Here is a 16,721-nt window from a genome sequence, read left to right as displayed (position 1 = left end):
TTATTCCTTAGGACGTTTATCGATTACTCGTTTGGCCTTGCCGGTCGCGGTGCGCTCGATGCCGCCCACGCCAAGCAGCGTGACGGTCGTGCTTACGCCGACATTGGTCTTGATGCGTTGTTCAAGCTCGCGCGCCGCGTCGCCGGCATCGGCGCGGGCCAGGCCGGAGCGCAGCTCCACCAGCACTTCCAGCTTGTCGAGATGCCCGTCGCGGGTCACCACCAGCTGGTACTGCGGTTCGAGCTTTGGCAGCTTGCAGATCTGTTCTTCGATCTGGGTCGGGAACACATTCACGCCGCGGATGATCAGCATGTCGTCCGAACGCCCCGTGATCTTGCCGATGCGGCGCATGGAGCGCGAAGTCGGCGGCAGCAAGCGCGTGAGGTCGCGCGTGCGGTAGCGGATCACCGGCATGGCCTCCTTGCTCAGGGATGTGAATACCAGCTCGCCCTCCTCGCCGTCCGGCAGCACTTCGCCGGTCTCAGGATCAATGATCTCCGGGAAGAAATGGTCTTCCCAGATCACTGGTCCGTCTTTCGACTCGATGCACTCGCTGGCCACGCCCGGCCCGATCACTTCCGACAGACCATAGATGTCGACCGCGTCGATGCCGGCGCGGTTTTCGATCTCGCCGCGCATGGCGTTGGTCCACGGCTCGGCGCCGAAGATACCTACCTGCAGCGAGGATTCGGCGCAATCGAGTCCCTGGCGCTGGAACTCCTCGACGATATTCAGCATGTAGGACGGCGTGACCATGATGATCGATGGCTTGAAGTCCTGGATCAACTGCACCTGCTTTTCGGTCTGGCCGCCGGACATCGGGATCACCGTGCAGCCAAGGCGTTCAGCGCCGTAATGCGCACCCAGGCCGCCGGTGAACAGGCCATAGCCGTAGGAGATGTGCACCATATCGCCGGCGCGGCCGCCTGCTGCGCGGATGGAACGGGCCACCACGTCGGCCCACATATCGACATCGCGCTGGGTGTAGCCAACCACGGTCGGCCTGCCAGTAGTGCCGCTGGACGCATGCACGCGCACGACTTTTTCTCGCGGCACGGCAAACAGGCCGAACGGATAGTTGTCGCGCAAGACCTTCTTGTCCGTGAACGGGAACTTGGCCAGGTCGGACAGCGACTTCAGGTCATCCGGATGCACGCCCTTCTCGTCAAAGGCCTTGCGGTAATGCGGCACGTTTTCATAAGCATGCATCAGCGACCATTTCAGGCGTTCCAGCTGGAGCGCCTGCAATTCGTCACGGCTGGCGCGCTCGATCGGCTCCAGGTCGGAAGGGGCGGGATTGCGTTGGACCACGGTGCTACCTCCATCAACTAGCTATGGGTTGGGACCACCTCTCCGGCCACGCGGTGCGACTTGCCGCGGAAGGTGGCGATCATCTTGCCCTCCTGGTTGCAGACGCTGACATCGTAGATGCCGGTCTTGCCGACCAGCGTGCGTTCTACCGCCTCCGCCGTCAGCAAGTCGTCCAACCGCCCGGGGGCGAGGTAGTCGATCGTGCAGCCCGCGCCAACCGTCGTGTGGTTATGGCTGTTGCACGCGAATGCGAAAGCACTGTCCGCCAACGCAAAGATAAAGCCGCCGTGGCAAGTCTGGTGCCCGTTCAGCATATCGCTCCGCACCGGCATGGTCATGCGCGCATAACCGGGGCGAATTTCTACCAACTTCATGCCCAAGGCCTGGCTGGCGGCGTCGCGCGCAAACATGACCGCGCCGGCCGCTTCGGCCAGGGCCTGTGGGTGCATCTTGGGGTTATGCATGGATGCTGCCTCCGCTTTGCTCGCGGCGGCGCAGCAGCGGCGACACGCGGTAGCGGTCTTCGCCGTAGCTGCTGGCCAGGTTCTCCAGCACCGTCACAATCTGTTTGACGCCCACCATGTCCGCCCAAGCCAGCGGCCCGCGCGGGTAGTTGACGCCTTTTTGCATCGCCACGTCGGCCGCCTGCGCGCTGCACACGCCCTGGTTGACGGCGTCAGCGGCTTCGTTGGCCAGCATGGCGACGGTGCGCATCACGGCCAGGCCCGGCACGTCGTCCAGGCGAGTCACCGTGAAGCCTGCCGCCTGGAACATGCCGATTGCGGATGCCATTGCGCGCGGGTTGCATTGGTCGCTGCAAGCGAGGGCAATGCGAGGCGAGGCGTTGAAATCAAACACCAGGTCGTACACCACCATATCGTCATGCTTGTCGTCGCGTGCGCGCTGGGTGGCGCTGCGCCCGTCGGTCAGGTAGATGGCGGCCCCATTGCAGTGGAAGGCCGGCGCTTCCGACGAGCGGTGGCCTTCGGCGGAGTTGCGCTTCGTGACCGCGATGCCGCGCGACTTCAGGCGCTCGACCATCATCGTTGCGATAGCGGTGTGGTCGCCCGGCTCGAAGCTGTAGCCGATGTATTCAGGCAGCGCTTGCGGCGCTTCGGCGCGCGGCTGCGGCGCTGTCGCACCCGCGCTGTAGTCGTAGCAGCCGCGGCCGGATTTGCGGCCCAGGAAGCCGGCGTTCACCATCTCCTGCTGCATCACCGACGGTGTGAAGCGCGGATCGCTGTAGTAGGCGCGGAATACGGATTCGGTGACGGAGTAGTTCACGTCGTGGCCGATCAGGTCCATCAGTTCAAAGGGGCCCATGCGGAAGCCGCCGCCTTCGCGCATCACGGCGTCGATGGTGGCGGCATCGGCAGCCTGCTCGTTCAGCAGACGCCAGGCTTCGGCATAATAAGGGCGCGCCACGCGGTTGACGATAAAGCCCGGCGTCGACTTGGCGTGCACCGGGTTCTTGCCCCAGGCGATAGACGTGTCGTACGCGGTTTCGGCAACCACGGCATCGGTCGCCAGGCCGCTGATCACTTCCACCAGCGCCATCAGCGGCACCGGATTGAAGAAGTGCATGCCGACCAGGCGTTGCGGCTTGCGCAGCCTGGCGGCGATGGCGGTGACCGAGATCGAGGAGGTATTGGTGGCCAGGATGGCGTCGTCGGCGACGATGCCTTCAAGGTCAGCGAACAGGCTGCGCTTGACGTCCAGGTTTTCCACGATGGCCTCGACCACCAGCTGGGCATCGGCAACATCGGACAGGCCGGCCACGCCGTGCAGGCGGCTGCGCGCGGCATCCGCATCTGCTCCCGACATCTTGCCCTTCTCAACCAGCTTGCCGTACACCTTGCCGATATCGGCAATCGCTTTTTCGACCGCTTCCGCGCGGGTGTCGAACAGCTTGACCGTGTAGCCGGAAGCCGCCGCGACCTGCGCGATGCCGGAACCCATTGCCCCGCTGCCGATCACGGCAACCACACTGCCTTTCGCCAGAGCCGTCATGCTTATTCCCCCTTGAAGTTTGGAACGCGCTTGTTGATGAAGGCGTCCACGCCCTCGCGGTAGTCGTGGCTATAGCCCAGCTCGCGCATCATTTCGCCTTCCAGTTTCAGTTGGTCGGACAAGGTGTTGGAGTAGCTGGCTTGCAGCGCGTGCTTGGTGAAAGCCAGCCCCTTGGTCGGCGCGGTGGCGAAATGCCTGGCCATGGCCATGGTTTCGTTCATCAGTTCTTCGTCCGGGACCGCCTTCCAGATCAGGCCCCATTGTTCGGCGCGTTCCGCGGACAGCTTTTCGCCCAGCATGGCGAGGCCGGTGGCGCGCGCGTGGCCGATCAGGCGTGGCAAGTGCCAGGTGCCGCCGGTATCCGGGATCAGCCCCAGTTTGCAGAACGCTTCGATGAAGCTGGCGGACTTGGCGGCCAGCACGATATCGCAGGCCAGGGCCAGGTTGGCGCCAGCGCCGGCGGCAACGCCGTTCACGGCGCAGATGACCGGCATCGGCAGTTCGCGCAGCGCCAGCACCAGCGGGGCGTAGAATTTTTCCACGGATTCGCCAAGGTCGACGGCGGCGCCGCCTGGGGCGACGGCGCGGTCGCCCAGGTCCTGGCCGGCGCAGAAGCCGCGGCCCGCGCCGGTCAGCACCAGCATGCGCACGGATTTGTCGGAGCGCAGGTGCGTGAGTGCTTCGCGCACCTCAAGGTGCATGGCCTGGGTGAAGCTGTTCAATTTGTCGGGACGGTTCAGGGTCAGTTTTGCGACGCCTGCTTCGATTTCAAACTGGATGTTTTCGTAGCTCACTCTTGTCTCCTGTTAAAACCGGTAAGGCGATGTCTGACCCGCGGGGTCAGACACCGATACGCGGCGGTCGCGGGCCAAGTGTCAGACCCTGCGGGTCTGACACTGGTTTACCGGTTTGGGGTTATTCAGCCTGGTCGAAATCGATAACCACTTTATCAGTGACAGGAAACGCCTGGCAGCTCAATACAAAGCCACGTGCAATCTCGTAGTCTTCCAACGCGTAGTTCACGTCCATGTCGACTTTGCCTTCAACCATCTTGCAGCGGCAGGTAGAGCATACGCCGCCTTTGCAGGAGTAGCGCATGTCCAGGCCGGCGCGCAGGCCGGCATCCAGGATCGACTCCTTGTCCTTCTCCATGCTGAAGCTGGCGGCGTTGCCATCCATGATCACGGTGACTTCGGTCAGGTGCGGCGCCGCATCGGCTTGCACGCGTGGCTTGTGCTGGTGTTTTGGAATGCTCGCAGCAAACAGTTCGATCTTGATGTTCGACTTTGGCATGCCCGCTTCCTGCAAGGCGGCCGAGACGCCGAGCATCATGTCTTCCGGACCGCAGATGAAGGCAGTGTCGTAGTCCTTGATGTCAATCCAGTGCTGCAGGAACTGTTCGGTCTTCTCTTTGGTGATACGGCCGTTGAACAGCTCAATATCCTGCTGCTCGCGCGACATCACGTAGACGATGTTCAGGCGCTCAAGGTATGCGTCCTTCAGTTCCATCAGCTCCGTCTTGAAGATCACCGAGGAAGACGCGCGGTTGCCGTAGAGCAGGGTGAAGCGGCTGGTCGGCTCCGTCAGCAGCGTGGTCTTGATGATGGACAGGATAGGCGTGATGCCGCTGCCGGCAGCGAAGGCCAGGTAGTTCTTGCATTGTCCCGCGTCGAGCGGCACATTGAAGTGCCCCATTGGCGGCATCACCTCGACGGTGGCGCCCGGCTTCAGCGACTCGTTGGCCCAGGTCGAGAACATCCCGCCCGGCGTGCGCTTGATCGCCACCCGCAGCGCGCCGTCCTGCACCGCCGAGCAGATCGAGTATGAACGACGCACGTCTTCGTTATTGATACTAGTGCGCAGGGTCAGGTGCTGGCCCTGCTGGTACTTGAAGCTTTCCTGCAGTTCGGCAGGCACGGCGAAAGTGACGGCGATGCAGTCGCGGGTTTCCTGCTGCACCTTGGCGACGGACAGTGGATAGAATTTGCTCATGGTGTCAGTGGCACTTGAAATAGTCAAAGGGCTCGCGGCAATCGAGGCACTTGTACAGCGCCTTGCAGGGCGTGGAGCCGAACTGGCTGGTGATTTCGGTGTGGCTGGAGCCGCAATGCGGGCAGACGACCTTTGGTGCGGGAACCGCGCCGCGCACAATCCCGGCCTTCAGCGCATCGGCCGGGGCAGCCTGCGTACGCGGCGTGCGCAGGCCGCTGATGTCGACCACGCGCTGCGCCGGCGGTGCGATGCCATAGCCTTTCAGCTTGGCCTTGCCGGAATCGCTCATCCAGTCCGTGGTCCAGGCGGGCGACAGGCGGGTGATGATGTCGACCTGCCTGATGCCCGCGTCGTGCAGTGCGCCCTGCACCGCATCGGCGATGACCTGCATCGCCGGGCAGCCCGAATAAGTAGGCGTGATCGTGACCGCGCACGACGATGTGCCGGTGACCTGGACATCGCGCACGATGCCAAGGTCCACCACCGAGATCACAGGAATTTCCGGATCGGAGACCTGCTCCAGCAGCGACCAGACACGCGCCGCGTCCATCACCACTCCGAGCCTGGGTAAGCGCGCTGCAGGAACTGCATCTCGGCCAGCAGGTAGCCCAGGTGCTCGCTATGGCGGCCTTGCTTGCCGCCCTTCTGCATCCACGCATCGGCCGGCGGCATGATCAGCGTCGCCTCGCCGAGGATATCGGAGACGTGCGACAGCCACTGCTCGCGCAGCATGGCAGACGGCGGCGCAATGCCTTCCGCCACCATGGCGTCATCCACCGCGTCGTAGTTGAAAACTTCGCCGGTGTACATCCACAGTTCATCGACCGCAGTCTGCGTGAACTGATGCGACACATCGGTGCCATCGCCCAGTCGCACAATCAGGTCGCCGCTACGGCGCAAGTGATAGGTGACTTCCTTCAGCGACTTCTCGGCGATTTCCGCAATGCGCGGATCGCTGCCCTTGGTCAGCGCGCCGATCAGGAAGTAGTGCCAGGTATCGAAAAAAAACTGCCGCACCAGTGTATGTGCGTAGTTCCCGTTCGGCTGCTCGACCAGCAGCACGTTCTTGTAATCCTGCGCATCGCGCAGGTAAGCCAGCTTGTCCTCATCGCGGCCCGCGCCTTCCAGTTCAGCGGCGTAGGTGTACCACATGCGGGTCTGGCCCAGGAGGTCCAGCGACACATTGGACAGCGCCATATCCTCTTCCAGCGCCGGGCCCTTGCCGCACATTTCGCACAGGCGCTGGCTCAGCACCATGGCGTTGTCGCCCAGGCGCAGCAGGTAATTGACCTTGTTATCCATGTCGCGCGCCTTACAGGTTCTTCACTTCTTCCGGCATCGGGAAGAAGGTCGGGTGGCGGTACACCTTGCTGTTGGCCGGCTCAAACAGCGGGCCCTTGTCGGCCGGTGCGCTGGCGACGATATCGGCAGCGCGCACCACCCAGATGCTCACGCCTTCATTGCGGCGGGTATAAACGTCGCGCGCGTTGTTGATTGCCATCTCCGCATCCGGAGCATGCAGGCTGCCCACATGCTTGTGCGCCAGGCCGTGCTGGCTGCGAATGAAGACTTCCCACAGTGGCCATTCTTTGCTCATCTTGTCTCCTCTCAGGCCGCAGCCTGCTCCTTATTGTGTTTGTCGGCATAGGCCACCAGCGCGTCGCGGAACCATTCGCCATCCTCGTAGGCCTTGACGCGGGTGCGCAGGCGCTCGCGGTTGCAAGGGCCATTGCCCTTCAAGACCTGGTGGAATTCTTCCCAGTCGATCTCGCCGAAGTCATAGGAGCCGCGCTCCTCGTTCCATTTCAGGTCAGGGTCGGGAACAGTCAGGCCCAGGAATTCGGCTTGCGGCACGGTCTGGTCGACCATGCGCTGGCGCAGTTCATCGTTGGAGAACAGCTTGATGCGCCAGGCGCTCGATTGCGCGCTGTTGACGGAGGCGGCATCGGAAGGGCCGAACATCATCAGCGAAGGCCACCACCAGCGGTTCAGCGCATCCTGCGCCATCGCCTTCTGCTGCGGCGTGCCCTTGGCCAGCGACATCATGATGTCGTAGCCCTGGCGCGCGTGGAACGACTCCTCCTTGCAGACGCGGATCATGGCGCGCGAGTACGGACCGTAGGAGCAGCGGCACAGCGGGATCTGGTTGATGATGGCCGAACCATCGACCAGCCAGCCGATGGCGCCCATGTCGGCCCAGCTCAGGGTCGGGTAATTGAAGATGGACGAGTATTTGGCCTTGCCGCTATGCAGCGCTGCCAGCAGCTCGTCGCGCGACACGCCCAGGGTTTCAGCCGCGCTGTACAGGTAGAGGCCGTGGCCCGCTTCGTCCTGGATCTTGGCCAGCAGGATGGATTTGCGCTTCAGGGTCGGCGCACGGGTCACCCAGTTACCTTCAGGCAACTGCCCGACGATTTCGGAGTGGGCGTGCTGGGAGATCTGGCGAATCAGCGTCTTGCGGTAAGCCTCCGGCATCCAGTCCTTCGGCTCGATCTTGATGCCGGCGTCGATGCGCGCCTGGAACTCGCGCTCCTGCGCGTCCATATCTTCTGCGGTCTGGACCTTCTTCAGGCCGGTTTCCACCATTTGTGCGTACATAAGCAGGGCCTCCTTGTTCGGGATAGACTCATAATACGATACAAAAACAGCTTTGCAAACGAATTTTATGTGTCATTTAAAAATTCTGTATCTAGATCAATGACACGGTATAAACTCGGTCTATGCAAAAAAATCAGAAAATCAATGGCTGGATCGAAGAATTCCTGGCCAGCGACCCGCCGCGCTCCAAATCGCTGGTGATGACGATCTTCGGCGACGCCATCGTCCCGCACGGCGGCATGGTGTGGACCGGCAGCCTGATCGAATTGCTGGCGCCGTTCGGCGTCAATGACCGCCTGCTGCGCACATCGGTATTCCGACTGGCACAGGAAGGCTGGCTCGGCGCCCAGCGCGACGGCCGCCGCAGCAGCTACGCCATCACGCCCGACGCCATGCGCCGCTTCAGCCGCGCCTTCCGCCGCATCTATGCCCCGCTGAACCTGCACTGGAACGGCCAATGGACCCTGGTGTTGGCCGCCGATGGCCTCGACGCCCCGGCCCGCGGCCAGTTGCGAAAGGAACTGCTGTGGGAAGGTTACAGCGTGATTGCGCCCGGCATCGCGGGACATCCCGCCGGCGATATGGAAGCGCTGGAAGCGCTGCTGTCGCGCCTCGGCCTGCTGCAGAAAGTATATGTAGTGCAGGCCAGCGAAGTCCCCGCCCTGCGTGCACGGCCGCTGGGCGAGATGGTGGCCGAAGGCTGGGACCTCAGCGAAGTAGCCGCCGGCTACGAAAAGTTCGCCGCAAGCTTCAGCGCCCTGCCCGGCCTGCTGTCCGATACGGCCGACATCGACCCCGAGCAAGCCTTCGTGCTGCGCACCCTGCTGATCCACGCCTATCGCCGCGTGCAGCTGCACGACCCGCAGCTGCCGATCGAACTACTGCCCGAACCCTGGCCCGGCGCCCGCGCCTACGAACTGGCCAGCCAGCTTTACCGCCAGCTCAGCGCCCCCGCCGAGCAGCACATCCTGAGCGTCCTGCGACGCGAAGACCCCAGCGCCCCGCAACCCGAAACCAGCTTCCACCACCGCTTCGGCAGCTAAGCCAAATGTCCACTTTGGGGTCAGGAACAACAGTGGACATTTGGCGGCTGGTGTATCATGTCGGGCTTCGCGCGCAGCGCTTCATTTCCGACAGGACACACAATGTCTATCAAGATCAGCAGCCAGTTCGATGCTGGCGCCATCGATGTGGTCAGCGTTACCTCCGCTGGCGATATCGACGTCAATATCCGCAAGGATTCCCACGCGGACATCATCCAGTGGTTCTATTTCCGTGTGCAGGGTGCGCAAGCCGTGCCGCTGTCCATCCGTTTCCTGAACGCTGGCAAGGCGGCCTATGCTGAGGGCTGGAAGGGCTACAACGCGGTCGCTTCTTACGACCGGGATCACTGGTTCCGCGTCCCGACCTCGTTCGATGGCGAAGTGATGACCATCGAGCACGCGCCGGAACATGATTCGGTCTACTACGCCTACTTCGAGCCGTATTCGTGGGAACGCCACCTGTCCCTGCTGGACTCCGCGCAAATGCATCCGCTGGCCGAACTGGTCGACCTGGGCAGCTCGGTGGAAGGGCGTGACATGAACATGCTGGTCATCGGTGACCAGCAAGCAGAGAAGAAGGTGTGGGTCATCGCGCGCCAGCACCCGGGCGAAACCATGGCTGAATGGTTCGTGGAAGGCATGGTCGAAGCCTTGCTCGACGCTTCCCATCCATACGCCCGCCAGTGCCTGCAGGACGCCTGCTTCTACGTCGTGCCGAACATGAACCCGGACGGCTCAGTGCGCGGCAACCTGCGCACCAACGCCGCCGGCGCGAACCTGAACCGCGAGTGGAACGAGCCGACCATGGAGCGTTCGCCGGAAGTCTTCCTGGTGAAACAGAAGATGAAGGAAATCGGCTGCGACCTGTTCCTGGACGTGCACGGCGACGAAGGCCTGCCTTATGTCTTCGTGGCCGGCAGCGATGCCCTGCCGAGCTTCACCAAGGAGCACAAGGCTGCGCAGGACAAGTTCATCGCCGACTTCAAGCTGGCATCGCCAGACTTCCAGTCCGAGCATGGCTATGCCGACTCGCCTTACACGCCGGAAGTGCTGACCATGGGCTCGCCGCATATCTCCCACCTGTTCGGCTGCCTGTCGCTGACCCTGGAACTGCCCTTCAAGGACAACGCCAACGATCCGGACGAACTGGTTGGCTGGAACGGCGCCCGCTCCGCCAAGCTGGGTGCGGACGTGCTGCAGCCAGTGCTGCGCACCCTGCGTAACTTCTAAGCCTTCATCCGCGCAGCAGCGCCCGGAATGCCTTCGGTATCCACGGGCGCGCTGCCAGCATGATGGTCACCGCGCGCCGCTGCTCCCACGGCAGCCGCGCATCATCCTGGTGCTGCAGCGAGAATTCGTCTGCCACCTGCTTCAAACGATCCAGCAAGAGACGCGTCGATTGCTGCGACAGCATCACGCTCACCAGCCGCTGCACCTCATGATGGCCGTCGAACCGGCTGTCGAAATAATCGCTGTACGCCTCGTCGCGGAAGAAGCCCTGGATCGGGCCATTCGGCAGCCAGCTGAAGGTGCGCGACACCAGCAGCTTGACCTTGTTGTTCGGCTTGAGCATCAGGAAGCCGATCTTGTCCAGCCTTAGCAGGCAGGCCGTCGCTTCGGCTGCGCTGATCTTGTAGTTGGCCACCACTTCTTCGATCGGTACCTGGTTCAGCGCCAGCACCGCCACCACCAGCAGCTTGGTGTCGCTGATGATTTCCTTTTCCTGCGCGTAGGTCAGTTGCGAGACCAGCTGCGGCGTGTCGGCGCTGGCCTGCGCCAGTTCGGCGAAGTCCATCTCCAGCACGGCCAATACCTGCTCCAGCCGGTCGAGCGTGAAATTGCGGGCCGCGAACATGCGCTTGATGCTCGGCTCGGAGAGGCCGATCTTCTGTCCGAGGACTGCGTAAGTGATGCCGCGCGCCTTGAGCTGGCGTTTCAGTGCGTCGACCAGGCGGATGACGTTGGACATGCTTGATATTCCAATAATAAGTATCGGAATATGATACCACCAGCATGGCTCGGCGCTACAGTGCGCGCCGCGATTGCCCTGCCACAGCGAAGCGCAGCAAGATGGCCGCTCCCTTAACCTGTGGAGTAGAAAATGAAACGCATCCTGATCGCCGCACTGCTTGCTGCCGCTTGCGCCAGCAGCCAGGCGGCGGATGGTTCGCAAGCTTTGAGCAAGAACGCAGGCGGCCTGTCGGCCGTCGTGGCAGCCGGTTCGGCGTTGACGGTGTTCGCGGCCGGCTCGCTGGTGGTCGAATCCGTCGAGGTCATCGGCGACGGCGTCGTAGTGGTGCTGAAGGCCGTGGGCGACGGCAGCAAGGCCACGGTTGAGTTCAGCGGCAAGGCGCTGGAAGGCGTCTCCGTGGTCGCCGGCACCGCGGTCAGCGCCGTCGCCATGTCGACCGGCCACGCGCTGGTGGTATCGGGCAAGGTGATCGCTTTCATCCCGAACGAATTGGGCAAGGCCCTGCTGCACCATAGCCGCGTGAACTAAGCCATGAAGCGCTTGCTCCTTTCAATTTCTCTGGCCTGCACGATGGCCGGCGCCGCCCACGCGGGCCAGCATTGCGAAAACAAGCCACTCGCGGTGGACGAAGTGGAACGCTCGCTGGACCTGGCCCAGCGCAGCATGCAAAAGCTCGACGCCAGCGGCGCCCAGGTTGCCATCATCGCCCGTGCCGGGCAGGACCTGTCGAAGTATGGCTTGCGCTACTCCCACGTCGGCCTGGCATGGCGCGATCATCCAGCCGGGCGCTGGGTGGTGGTGCAGTTGCTGAACGATTGCGGCACCGCCCATTCCGCCCTGTACAACGACGGCCTCGGTAACTTCTTCCTTAGCGGCCTCTATCAATACAAAGCGCAACTGATCCTGCCTTCGCCGGAAGTGCAGCAACGCCTGGCGCAGGTGCTGGCTTCGCGCACGCCGCAGCGGCTGCACGAGCCGAAGTACAGCATGCTGTCCTATGCCTGGTCGACGCGCTACCAGAACTCCAACCAATGGGTGCTTGAGACGCTGGCCGCTGCCAGTGCGGCGCCAGGCAGGGTTGAAACCCGCGCCGAGGCGCAGAACTGGCTGAACCAGGCAGGCTTTCGCCCTTCCGGCATCGACATAGGCCTGGGTTCGCGCGTCGGCGCCCGCCTGTTCCGCGCCAACGTCGCATTCGACGACCATCCGACCGGCCCGCGCATCCGCGGCCACTTCGACACTATTACGGTGGATGAGATCGAGCACTTCGTGCGCCGCCACGACAGCGGCGCGCGCGTGATCGAACTGTAGTTACTTGTGGTTGAGTTGCCGGACCCGCGTTACGTGCTTGCGGCGTAGCCGTTCAAGTTGGCGCGCTTGCGGGTAGCCCGGCTGGCCGGGCGCGCGCAAGTGCGGCGGCAGAATGGATGGTGCCTCCGGCTCGAAGAACAGCGCAGGCAGGCGCTCGATTTGGCGTTTGCTGGTCATGCTTCATGTTAGGCACGGGGCCCGGAACTTGCCAGTTTTACGCTGGCGCCAAGGCCGTGCTGCGATCTGCGTCGAACATGCTTCTTTTGGGCAGCGAACATGGGGCTATTTATTTCCCCGTCAGCTTGCGCCTTGCTCCTTAGCCCAGGCGTTGGCCGAAGGGCCTTGTGTGGTGAGCCGCGGAGTGGGCGTTGCGGATAATCTCGTAGACCTTGCGCGCGCCGGCGATGGTGTCGAAACGCGGCAGCTCGTCTACGCCGGGCCAGGAAGCCATCCCGCTGAACATATTTCCTGCTGCCGAAATACCGAAGGCAATAGTGCCTTCGCCCTTGCTGTTTTCGGTCAGCGAGAACTCGCCCATGGCGCGCAGGTGCAGGCTTTTCATGCGGCGCTTGAAGACGCCCGAGCGGATGATGATGCGTTGATTGGTCACCGCATAGTCGGTATAAGCACGCTGCCACGCTTCGACCATGAAACGGCCGGCAACCATGTACAGCCCAACCAGCACAAAGGGGATGCCCCACAGGCGAAACATCAGCGGCGCGCCGGAACTGAAAACGGAGTATTCCCAGACCAGGGCAAAGCCGCCCCATAGCAGGCTGAATGGAATCATCAGCCAGTCGGACGCGCGCAGCACCAGGCCCTGTCGCGGGGCACCGCTCCATAAGACGCGTTCATTGGTTGACAAATTATCCATACCGTCATCTTACCCGGCAGGAGTGCCTTCAATTCTGGCAGATTGTCACTTCCAGAAGAACAGTAAGCGTTTCCACCAACTGCGGCCCGTTGGCGGTGCATCGTGTATGTTGGGAACCACAGCGAAGTCGGTTAGCAGGCTGACCGCGCAGCCATCCGCACTGTAGCCGAAGTAGGAAGCGTAAGGGCCGCCGCCTCCATCCGTGGAGAACGTGACGATGTGTTCCGGCCCTGCTTGCGGGTCCATGAAGCAGGCACTGCCCGATTCCACGTGGTAGCCAAAGATGTCGCCCGGCTTGAGCCCGCGGGCATCCTGCGTAGCCACCAGTGCCGGATACCAGCGCGCCACCGGCGCCGCGCCAAGCTGCACGCGGGCATAGGCGATGCGCTGATCGCCGTTACCCATGCGGGCAATGGCCAGCGTGACCGGATATTCGCCGTTCGGCAGGCATTGGGTAAATGGCTGCAACTCGGCTTCGCCCTGCGGGTCGCCGGCGGCGATTCTGCCGGAGGTGACGGTCAGCCGGCCGGCTTCGACCAGCGAAAACTGAATGGAGGTCTCTTCAAACGCAAAGCGCTCCGCAGCAAAGGCGGAGCGCAGTCCTTCGGGATCGGGCGCATAACTCATGCGCCCATCATATTACTTTTGAAGGCGTGCCAGCAATTCCTTACCCACCAGCGCAGCCGAAGCAGGGTTCTGGCCGGTGATCAGCTCACGGTCGGTCACCATATTGCCCTGCCAGTTGGCAGCCTTGGAGAACTGCAGGCCGGCCTTTTGCAGCGCGGTTTGCGGATAGAATTTCATTTCGCCGCCGCCCAGTTGGCCTTTGGATGCCTCCTCTTCATCGTTGGTGAAGACGGTCACCTTGTAGCCGGAGTAGATCCATTTCGGCTGGGTTGGCGTGGCGCCTTGCGCCAGCTTCATGGTGAAGCCTTTCGCGTCCGGCATGGCCGACAGCAGCGCGATCGGGCCATGGCACACCAGCGCGGTCGGCTTGCCGTCCTGGTGGAAAGCGGCCAGCACTTTGCCCAGCGCAGAGCTGCTCAGCAAATCCTGCATCGGCGCATGGCCGCCCGGCACGTAGACCGCGTCGTATTTGCCATAGCCCTGCTGCTCCACTCGCGCCAGGCTCACCACCGGGGAATTGGCGCTGTCGGTCAGGCGCAACTGCTCCAATAGCTTATGGTGCGCGTCCAGCGCGGCCTGGTCGCCGCCGAAGAACATGGCGTTGACCGAACCCTTGTCCAGCGTCGGCGCCTTGCCGTTCGGGGTGGCAAAGGTGATGGTGTGGCCGGCATCCTGCAGCATCTTCACTGGCTGCATCAGCTCATTCAGGTAAAAGCCGGTCTGGAAGGTCTTGCCGGCTTTCAGGTCCAGCGTGGCTTCGTCGGACAGCACGACCAGCACGTTGCCGGCATGGGCGTTCATTGCGGCGGCTGCGAGGGCGATGGCGGTGAGTTTCTTGATCATGATTTGCTCCTTGGGGAAGTTGATGACGCTACTTTATTCAAACCTCCAACGGCGATAAACTACCGCCAGACCAAACCATTTTTCCCTTAAAGGCAATAATGAGCCGAAAATACGACCACTTGAGCGATGTCGAAACCTTCGTCACCGTCGTCGAACGCGGCTCGCTGACGGCAGCTGCCGTCGCCATGTCGACCACACCCTCGGTCATCAGCCGCGCGCTGGCCAGGCTGGAAGCGCGCCTAGGTACCCAGCTTTTGCGCCGGACCACGCGTAGCCTTGGCCTGACCGACGCCGGCCGCCTGTACCTGGAACAGACACGCGCCGCACTATCCATGATCGACGACGCCGAACGCGCCGTGCAGGCCGAAGGCGGCGACGTCACTGGCCGCATCCGCATCAGCGCCCCGACCACCTTCGGCCATTACCGCCTGCCCGCCCTGCTGCAGCAATTCGCCGAACGCTATCCGGCGGTACGCGTGGAGCTGAACATCACCAACCGCAACGTCGACCTGGCCGGCGAAAATTTCGACTTCGCCATCCGCCAGGGCGCGCTGAAAGACAGCGGCATGATCGCCCGCAAGCTGGAAGACGCCCAACTGGTGCTGGTCTGCTCGCCCGCATACGTGCAGCGGCGAGGCTTGCCGCGCGACCTCGATGCGCTGGCGGCGCACGAGTGCCTGACCTTCCTGCTACCCAGCACCGGGCGCTCCTTCCCCTGGCAATTCATGCGCAAAGGCGAAGAGCTGGACTGGCCGCCTGAATCGGCATTGCAGGTGACGGATGATGCGCTGGGAACTGTGTCGCTGGCGGAGGCAGGCCTTGGCATATGCCAGACCTTCCGCTTCATCGCACAGGACCGCCTTGAGCGCGGCGTGCTGGTGGAAGTGCTGCCTGAATTGAAGGGCCGCAGCCGGCCGTTCTCCTTGATCTACACGCCGCAGCGCCGGATGACAGCTGCGGCGCGTGCCTTTATTACTAGCCTCCTCGGCGAGACGTAGAAGCATAAGGTGGTAGCTGGTATCGCCAGGGCCGATGGTATGCTGAGGGGCCGCCGGCTTTCGACAAAGAGGGGACATTGGTAATTTTCAAAGCGCCAGTTTGGCGAAGGCTGCAACGCCGAGGAAGTGTCTGAAGCCGAAATCAAAAAACGCATGATAACTACGACTGAAAGCTTTACCCTGACCGAGCTCGCCATCGAGTCACCGCGTGGCGAATACAACCGCCGCTTGTCAATGACAGGAATCGGCGATGTAGGTGTAATAAGCGGTGAGCAAATCGTAGCCCAATACCGGTTCCGGAACTTGTTCCTGCTCGTGACATGCTATGACTACTTCGACGGTGTAAGCCATTGGTATTACGTCGTTGACCAAAGCGGCACCATTGTCGATGCAGCGTCCACGCCGGACTACTTCGGGTTTCTTGAACGATTGGAAGTTATTGAGTCGAACCGGATTAGTTTTGGTTTCTTTGGCACGAACGATCGGTGGTACATGGAACTGGATGAACGCGGGTTTTGGTCCTTTCGACTTGGACACCTGGCACGCAGAATGAACAGGTTTCTGCTTCGAAGGCGGTTTATTTCGCTCAAATGTACTCGCGGACCTGCATGGATATTTTCGAGTAAAGGACCTGGGCAATAACTCACTTGGGAGTCGATTTCAAGACAACATGCGCAGCAGGTGGCCCGACCCCGCTTCCAAATGGTAGCTTTGGGATCCCGCCAGCACCAGACGGTTAACCACAATTAGAAATTTAGAGGCCAGGCTCTTTATGAATCCCGCGTTCGCCATTTCCGTACCACGCCTTCACACAGAACGACTCACGCTTCGCGAATATCGGCGCGACGACTTCGACTTGTTTGCAGACCATTTAGCGAATCCCGAAAGCTCCGCTCACTTGGGCTCAGCTGACCGTCAAACGGCGTGGCGAATCTTCAGCTCACATGCTGGATTATGGGTTCTCCATGGGGCTGGTTGGTGGGCTGTGGAGGATAAGCAGACTGGCCAGCTCGTCGGTAATGTCGGCGCCTTCTTTCGTGAGCAATCAACTGTGATGGAGCTGGGATGGAATACTTATCGCGCCTTCTGGGGGAAGGGGATCGCAAACGAGGCGGCGGCGGCTGTCGTGAATTATGCGTTCG

General features: G+C 62.2%; 21 protein-coding genes. 7 read left to right on the top strand and 14 right to left on the bottom strand.

The window, feature by feature from the left end; all coding sequences use genetic code 11:
• From paaK to paaA, 9 genes are all read right to left on the bottom strand, one after another.
• Window positions 1–1,311 (bottom strand): phenylacetate--CoA ligase PaaK, encoded by a 1,311-nt coding sequence (gene paaK / locus ACQ4MM_RS09195; RefSeq protein ID WP_431477081.1) that lies wholly within the window; start codon window positions 1,309–1,311, stop codon window positions 1–3.
• A 17-nt stretch (window positions 1,312–1,328) separates the two neighbouring features.
• Window positions 1,329–1,775 carry a hydroxyphenylacetyl-CoA thioesterase PaaI gene (gene paaI, locus ACQ4MM_RS09190; protein ID WP_431477080.1) on the bottom strand — a complete coding sequence of 149 codons (447 nt, stop codon included), beginning with the start codon at window positions 1,773–1,775 and terminating at the stop codon, window positions 1,329–1,331.
• Window positions 1,768–3,321, bottom strand: a complete 1,554-nt coding sequence (gene paaH, locus ACQ4MM_RS09185) for a 3-hydroxyacyl-CoA dehydrogenase PaaH (RefSeq protein WP_431477079.1) — start codon at window positions 3,319–3,321, stop codon at window positions 1,768–1,770. The genes paaI and paaH overlap by 8 nt, the downstream gene beginning before the upstream one ends.
• A gap of 2 nt (window positions 3,322–3,323) precedes the next feature.
• Window positions 3,324–4,115 (bottom strand): 2-(1,2-epoxy-1,2-dihydrophenyl)acetyl-CoA isomerase PaaG, encoded by a 792-nt coding sequence (paaG, locus tag ACQ4MM_RS09180; protein WP_431477078.1) that lies wholly within the window; start codon window positions 4,113–4,115, stop codon window positions 3,324–3,326.
• A 121-nt stretch (window positions 4,116–4,236) separates the two neighbouring features.
• Complete coding sequence (paaE, locus tag ACQ4MM_RS09175) at window positions 4,237–5,313, bottom strand: 1,2-phenylacetyl-CoA epoxidase subunit PaaE (RefSeq protein WP_431477077.1); 1,077 nt, start codon at window positions 5,311–5,313, stop codon at window positions 4,237–4,239.
• A 4-nt stretch (window positions 5,314–5,317) separates the two neighbouring features.
• The gene (gene paaD / locus ACQ4MM_RS09170; RefSeq protein WP_431477076.1) at window positions 5,318–5,863 is read right to left on the bottom strand and encodes a 1,2-phenylacetyl-CoA epoxidase subunit PaaD; all 546 of its coding nucleotides are present in this window, start codon (window positions 5,861–5,863) and stop codon (window positions 5,318–5,320) included.
• A complete protein-coding gene (gene paaC / locus ACQ4MM_RS09165; protein WP_431477075.1) occupies window positions 5,863–6,615 on the bottom strand; it encodes a 1,2-phenylacetyl-CoA epoxidase subunit PaaC in 753 nt (250 codons plus the stop codon). The genes paaD and paaC overlap by 1 nt, the downstream gene beginning before the upstream one ends.
• Before the next feature lie 10 nt (window positions 6,616–6,625).
• Window positions 6,626–6,910, bottom strand: a complete 285-nt coding sequence (gene paaB / locus ACQ4MM_RS09160; RefSeq protein ID WP_431477074.1) for a 1,2-phenylacetyl-CoA epoxidase subunit PaaB — start codon at window positions 6,908–6,910, stop codon at window positions 6,626–6,628.
• A gap of 11 nt (window positions 6,911–6,921) precedes the next feature.
• On the bottom strand, window positions 6,922–7,911 hold the full coding sequence (gene paaA / locus ACQ4MM_RS09155) for a 1,2-phenylacetyl-CoA epoxidase subunit PaaA (RefSeq protein ID WP_431477073.1): 990 nt from the start codon (window positions 7,909–7,911) through the stop codon (window positions 6,922–6,924).
• Window positions 7,912–8,033: 122 nt separating this feature from the next.
• Between paaA and paaX the strand changes: the two genes are divergently transcribed.
• Window positions 8,034–8,954: a phenylacetic acid degradation operon negative regulatory protein PaaX gene (gene paaX, locus ACQ4MM_RS09150; RefSeq protein WP_431477072.1), complete on the top strand. Its 921-nt coding sequence runs from the start codon at window positions 8,034–8,036 to the stop codon at window positions 8,952–8,954.
• Window positions 8,955–9,056: 102 nt separating this feature from the next.
• Entirely contained in the window at window positions 9,057–10,184 is a 1,128-nt protein-coding gene (locus ACQ4MM_RS09145) for a M14 family metallopeptidase (protein WP_431477071.1), read from the top strand.
• A 4-nt stretch (window positions 10,185–10,188) separates the two neighbouring features.
• Here ACQ4MM_RS09145 and ACQ4MM_RS09140 read toward each other — a convergent pair whose 3' ends face one another.
• Entirely contained in the window at window positions 10,189–10,923 is a 735-nt protein-coding gene (locus ACQ4MM_RS09140; protein WP_431477070.1) for a helix-turn-helix domain-containing protein, read from the bottom strand.
• Between the two features lie 132 nt (window positions 10,924–11,055).
• On the opposite strand from ACQ4MM_RS09140, the gene ACQ4MM_RS09135 reads away from it, so the two are divergent.
• Together ACQ4MM_RS09135 and ACQ4MM_RS09130 are read left to right on the top strand one after the other, a co-directional pair.
• Window positions 11,056–11,454, top strand: a complete 399-nt coding sequence (locus ACQ4MM_RS09135; RefSeq protein ID WP_431477069.1) for a hypothetical protein — start codon at window positions 11,056–11,058, stop codon at window positions 11,452–11,454.
• 3 nt (window positions 11,455–11,457) lie between these two features.
• Entirely contained in the window at window positions 11,458–12,237 is a 780-nt protein-coding gene (locus tag ACQ4MM_RS09130; RefSeq protein WP_431477068.1) for a DUF2145 domain-containing protein, read from the top strand.
• On the opposite strand, the gene ACQ4MM_RS09125 is transcribed toward ACQ4MM_RS09130, so the two are convergent.
• From ACQ4MM_RS09125 to ACQ4MM_RS09110, 4 genes are all read right to left on the bottom strand, one after another.
• Window positions 12,238–12,414, bottom strand: a complete 177-nt coding sequence (locus tag ACQ4MM_RS09125) for a hypothetical protein (protein ID WP_431477067.1) — start codon at window positions 12,412–12,414, stop codon at window positions 12,238–12,240.
• A gap of 139 nt (window positions 12,415–12,553) precedes the next feature.
• Window positions 12,554–13,111 (bottom strand): PH domain-containing protein, encoded by a 558-nt coding sequence (locus ACQ4MM_RS09120; RefSeq protein ID WP_431477066.1) that lies wholly within the window; start codon window positions 13,109–13,111, stop codon window positions 12,554–12,556.
• A 45-nt stretch (window positions 13,112–13,156) separates the two neighbouring features.
• Window positions 13,157–13,738, bottom strand: a complete 582-nt coding sequence (locus tag ACQ4MM_RS09115) for a DUF4241 domain-containing protein (RefSeq protein WP_431477065.1) — start codon at window positions 13,736–13,738, stop codon at window positions 13,157–13,159.
• Window positions 13,739–13,750: 12 nt separating this feature from the next.
• Window positions 13,751–14,581 (bottom strand): type 1 glutamine amidotransferase domain-containing protein, encoded by an 831-nt coding sequence (locus tag ACQ4MM_RS09110; RefSeq protein WP_431477064.1) that lies wholly within the window; start codon window positions 14,579–14,581, stop codon window positions 13,751–13,753.
• 98 nt (window positions 14,582–14,679) lie between these two features.
• Here ACQ4MM_RS09110 and ACQ4MM_RS09105 point away from each other — a divergent pair, with 98 nt between their 5' ends.
• From ACQ4MM_RS09105 to ACQ4MM_RS09095, 3 genes are all read left to right on the top strand, one after another.
• Window positions 14,680–15,579: a LysR family transcriptional regulator gene (locus ACQ4MM_RS09105; RefSeq protein ID WP_431477063.1), complete on the top strand. Its 900-nt coding sequence runs from the start codon at window positions 14,680–14,682 to the stop codon at window positions 15,577–15,579.
• A gap of 126 nt (window positions 15,580–15,705) precedes the next feature.
• A complete protein-coding gene (locus ACQ4MM_RS09100) occupies window positions 15,706–16,221 on the top strand; it encodes a hypothetical protein (protein ID WP_431477062.1) in 516 nt (171 codons plus the stop codon).
• 130 nt (window positions 16,222–16,351) lie between these two features.
• Window positions 16,352–16,721, top strand: a 370-nt coding sequence (locus ACQ4MM_RS09095; protein WP_431477061.1) for a GNAT family N-acetyltransferase, incomplete at its 3' end; no start/stop codon positions are given.

The sequence above is a fragment of the Massilia eburnea genome, from assembly GCF_050709955.1.
GTDB lineage: Bacteria > Pseudomonadota > Gammaproteobacteria > Burkholderiales > Burkholderiaceae_D > Rugamonas > Rugamonas eburnea_A.
This window is presented reverse-complemented; position numbering and strand designations above follow the sequence as displayed.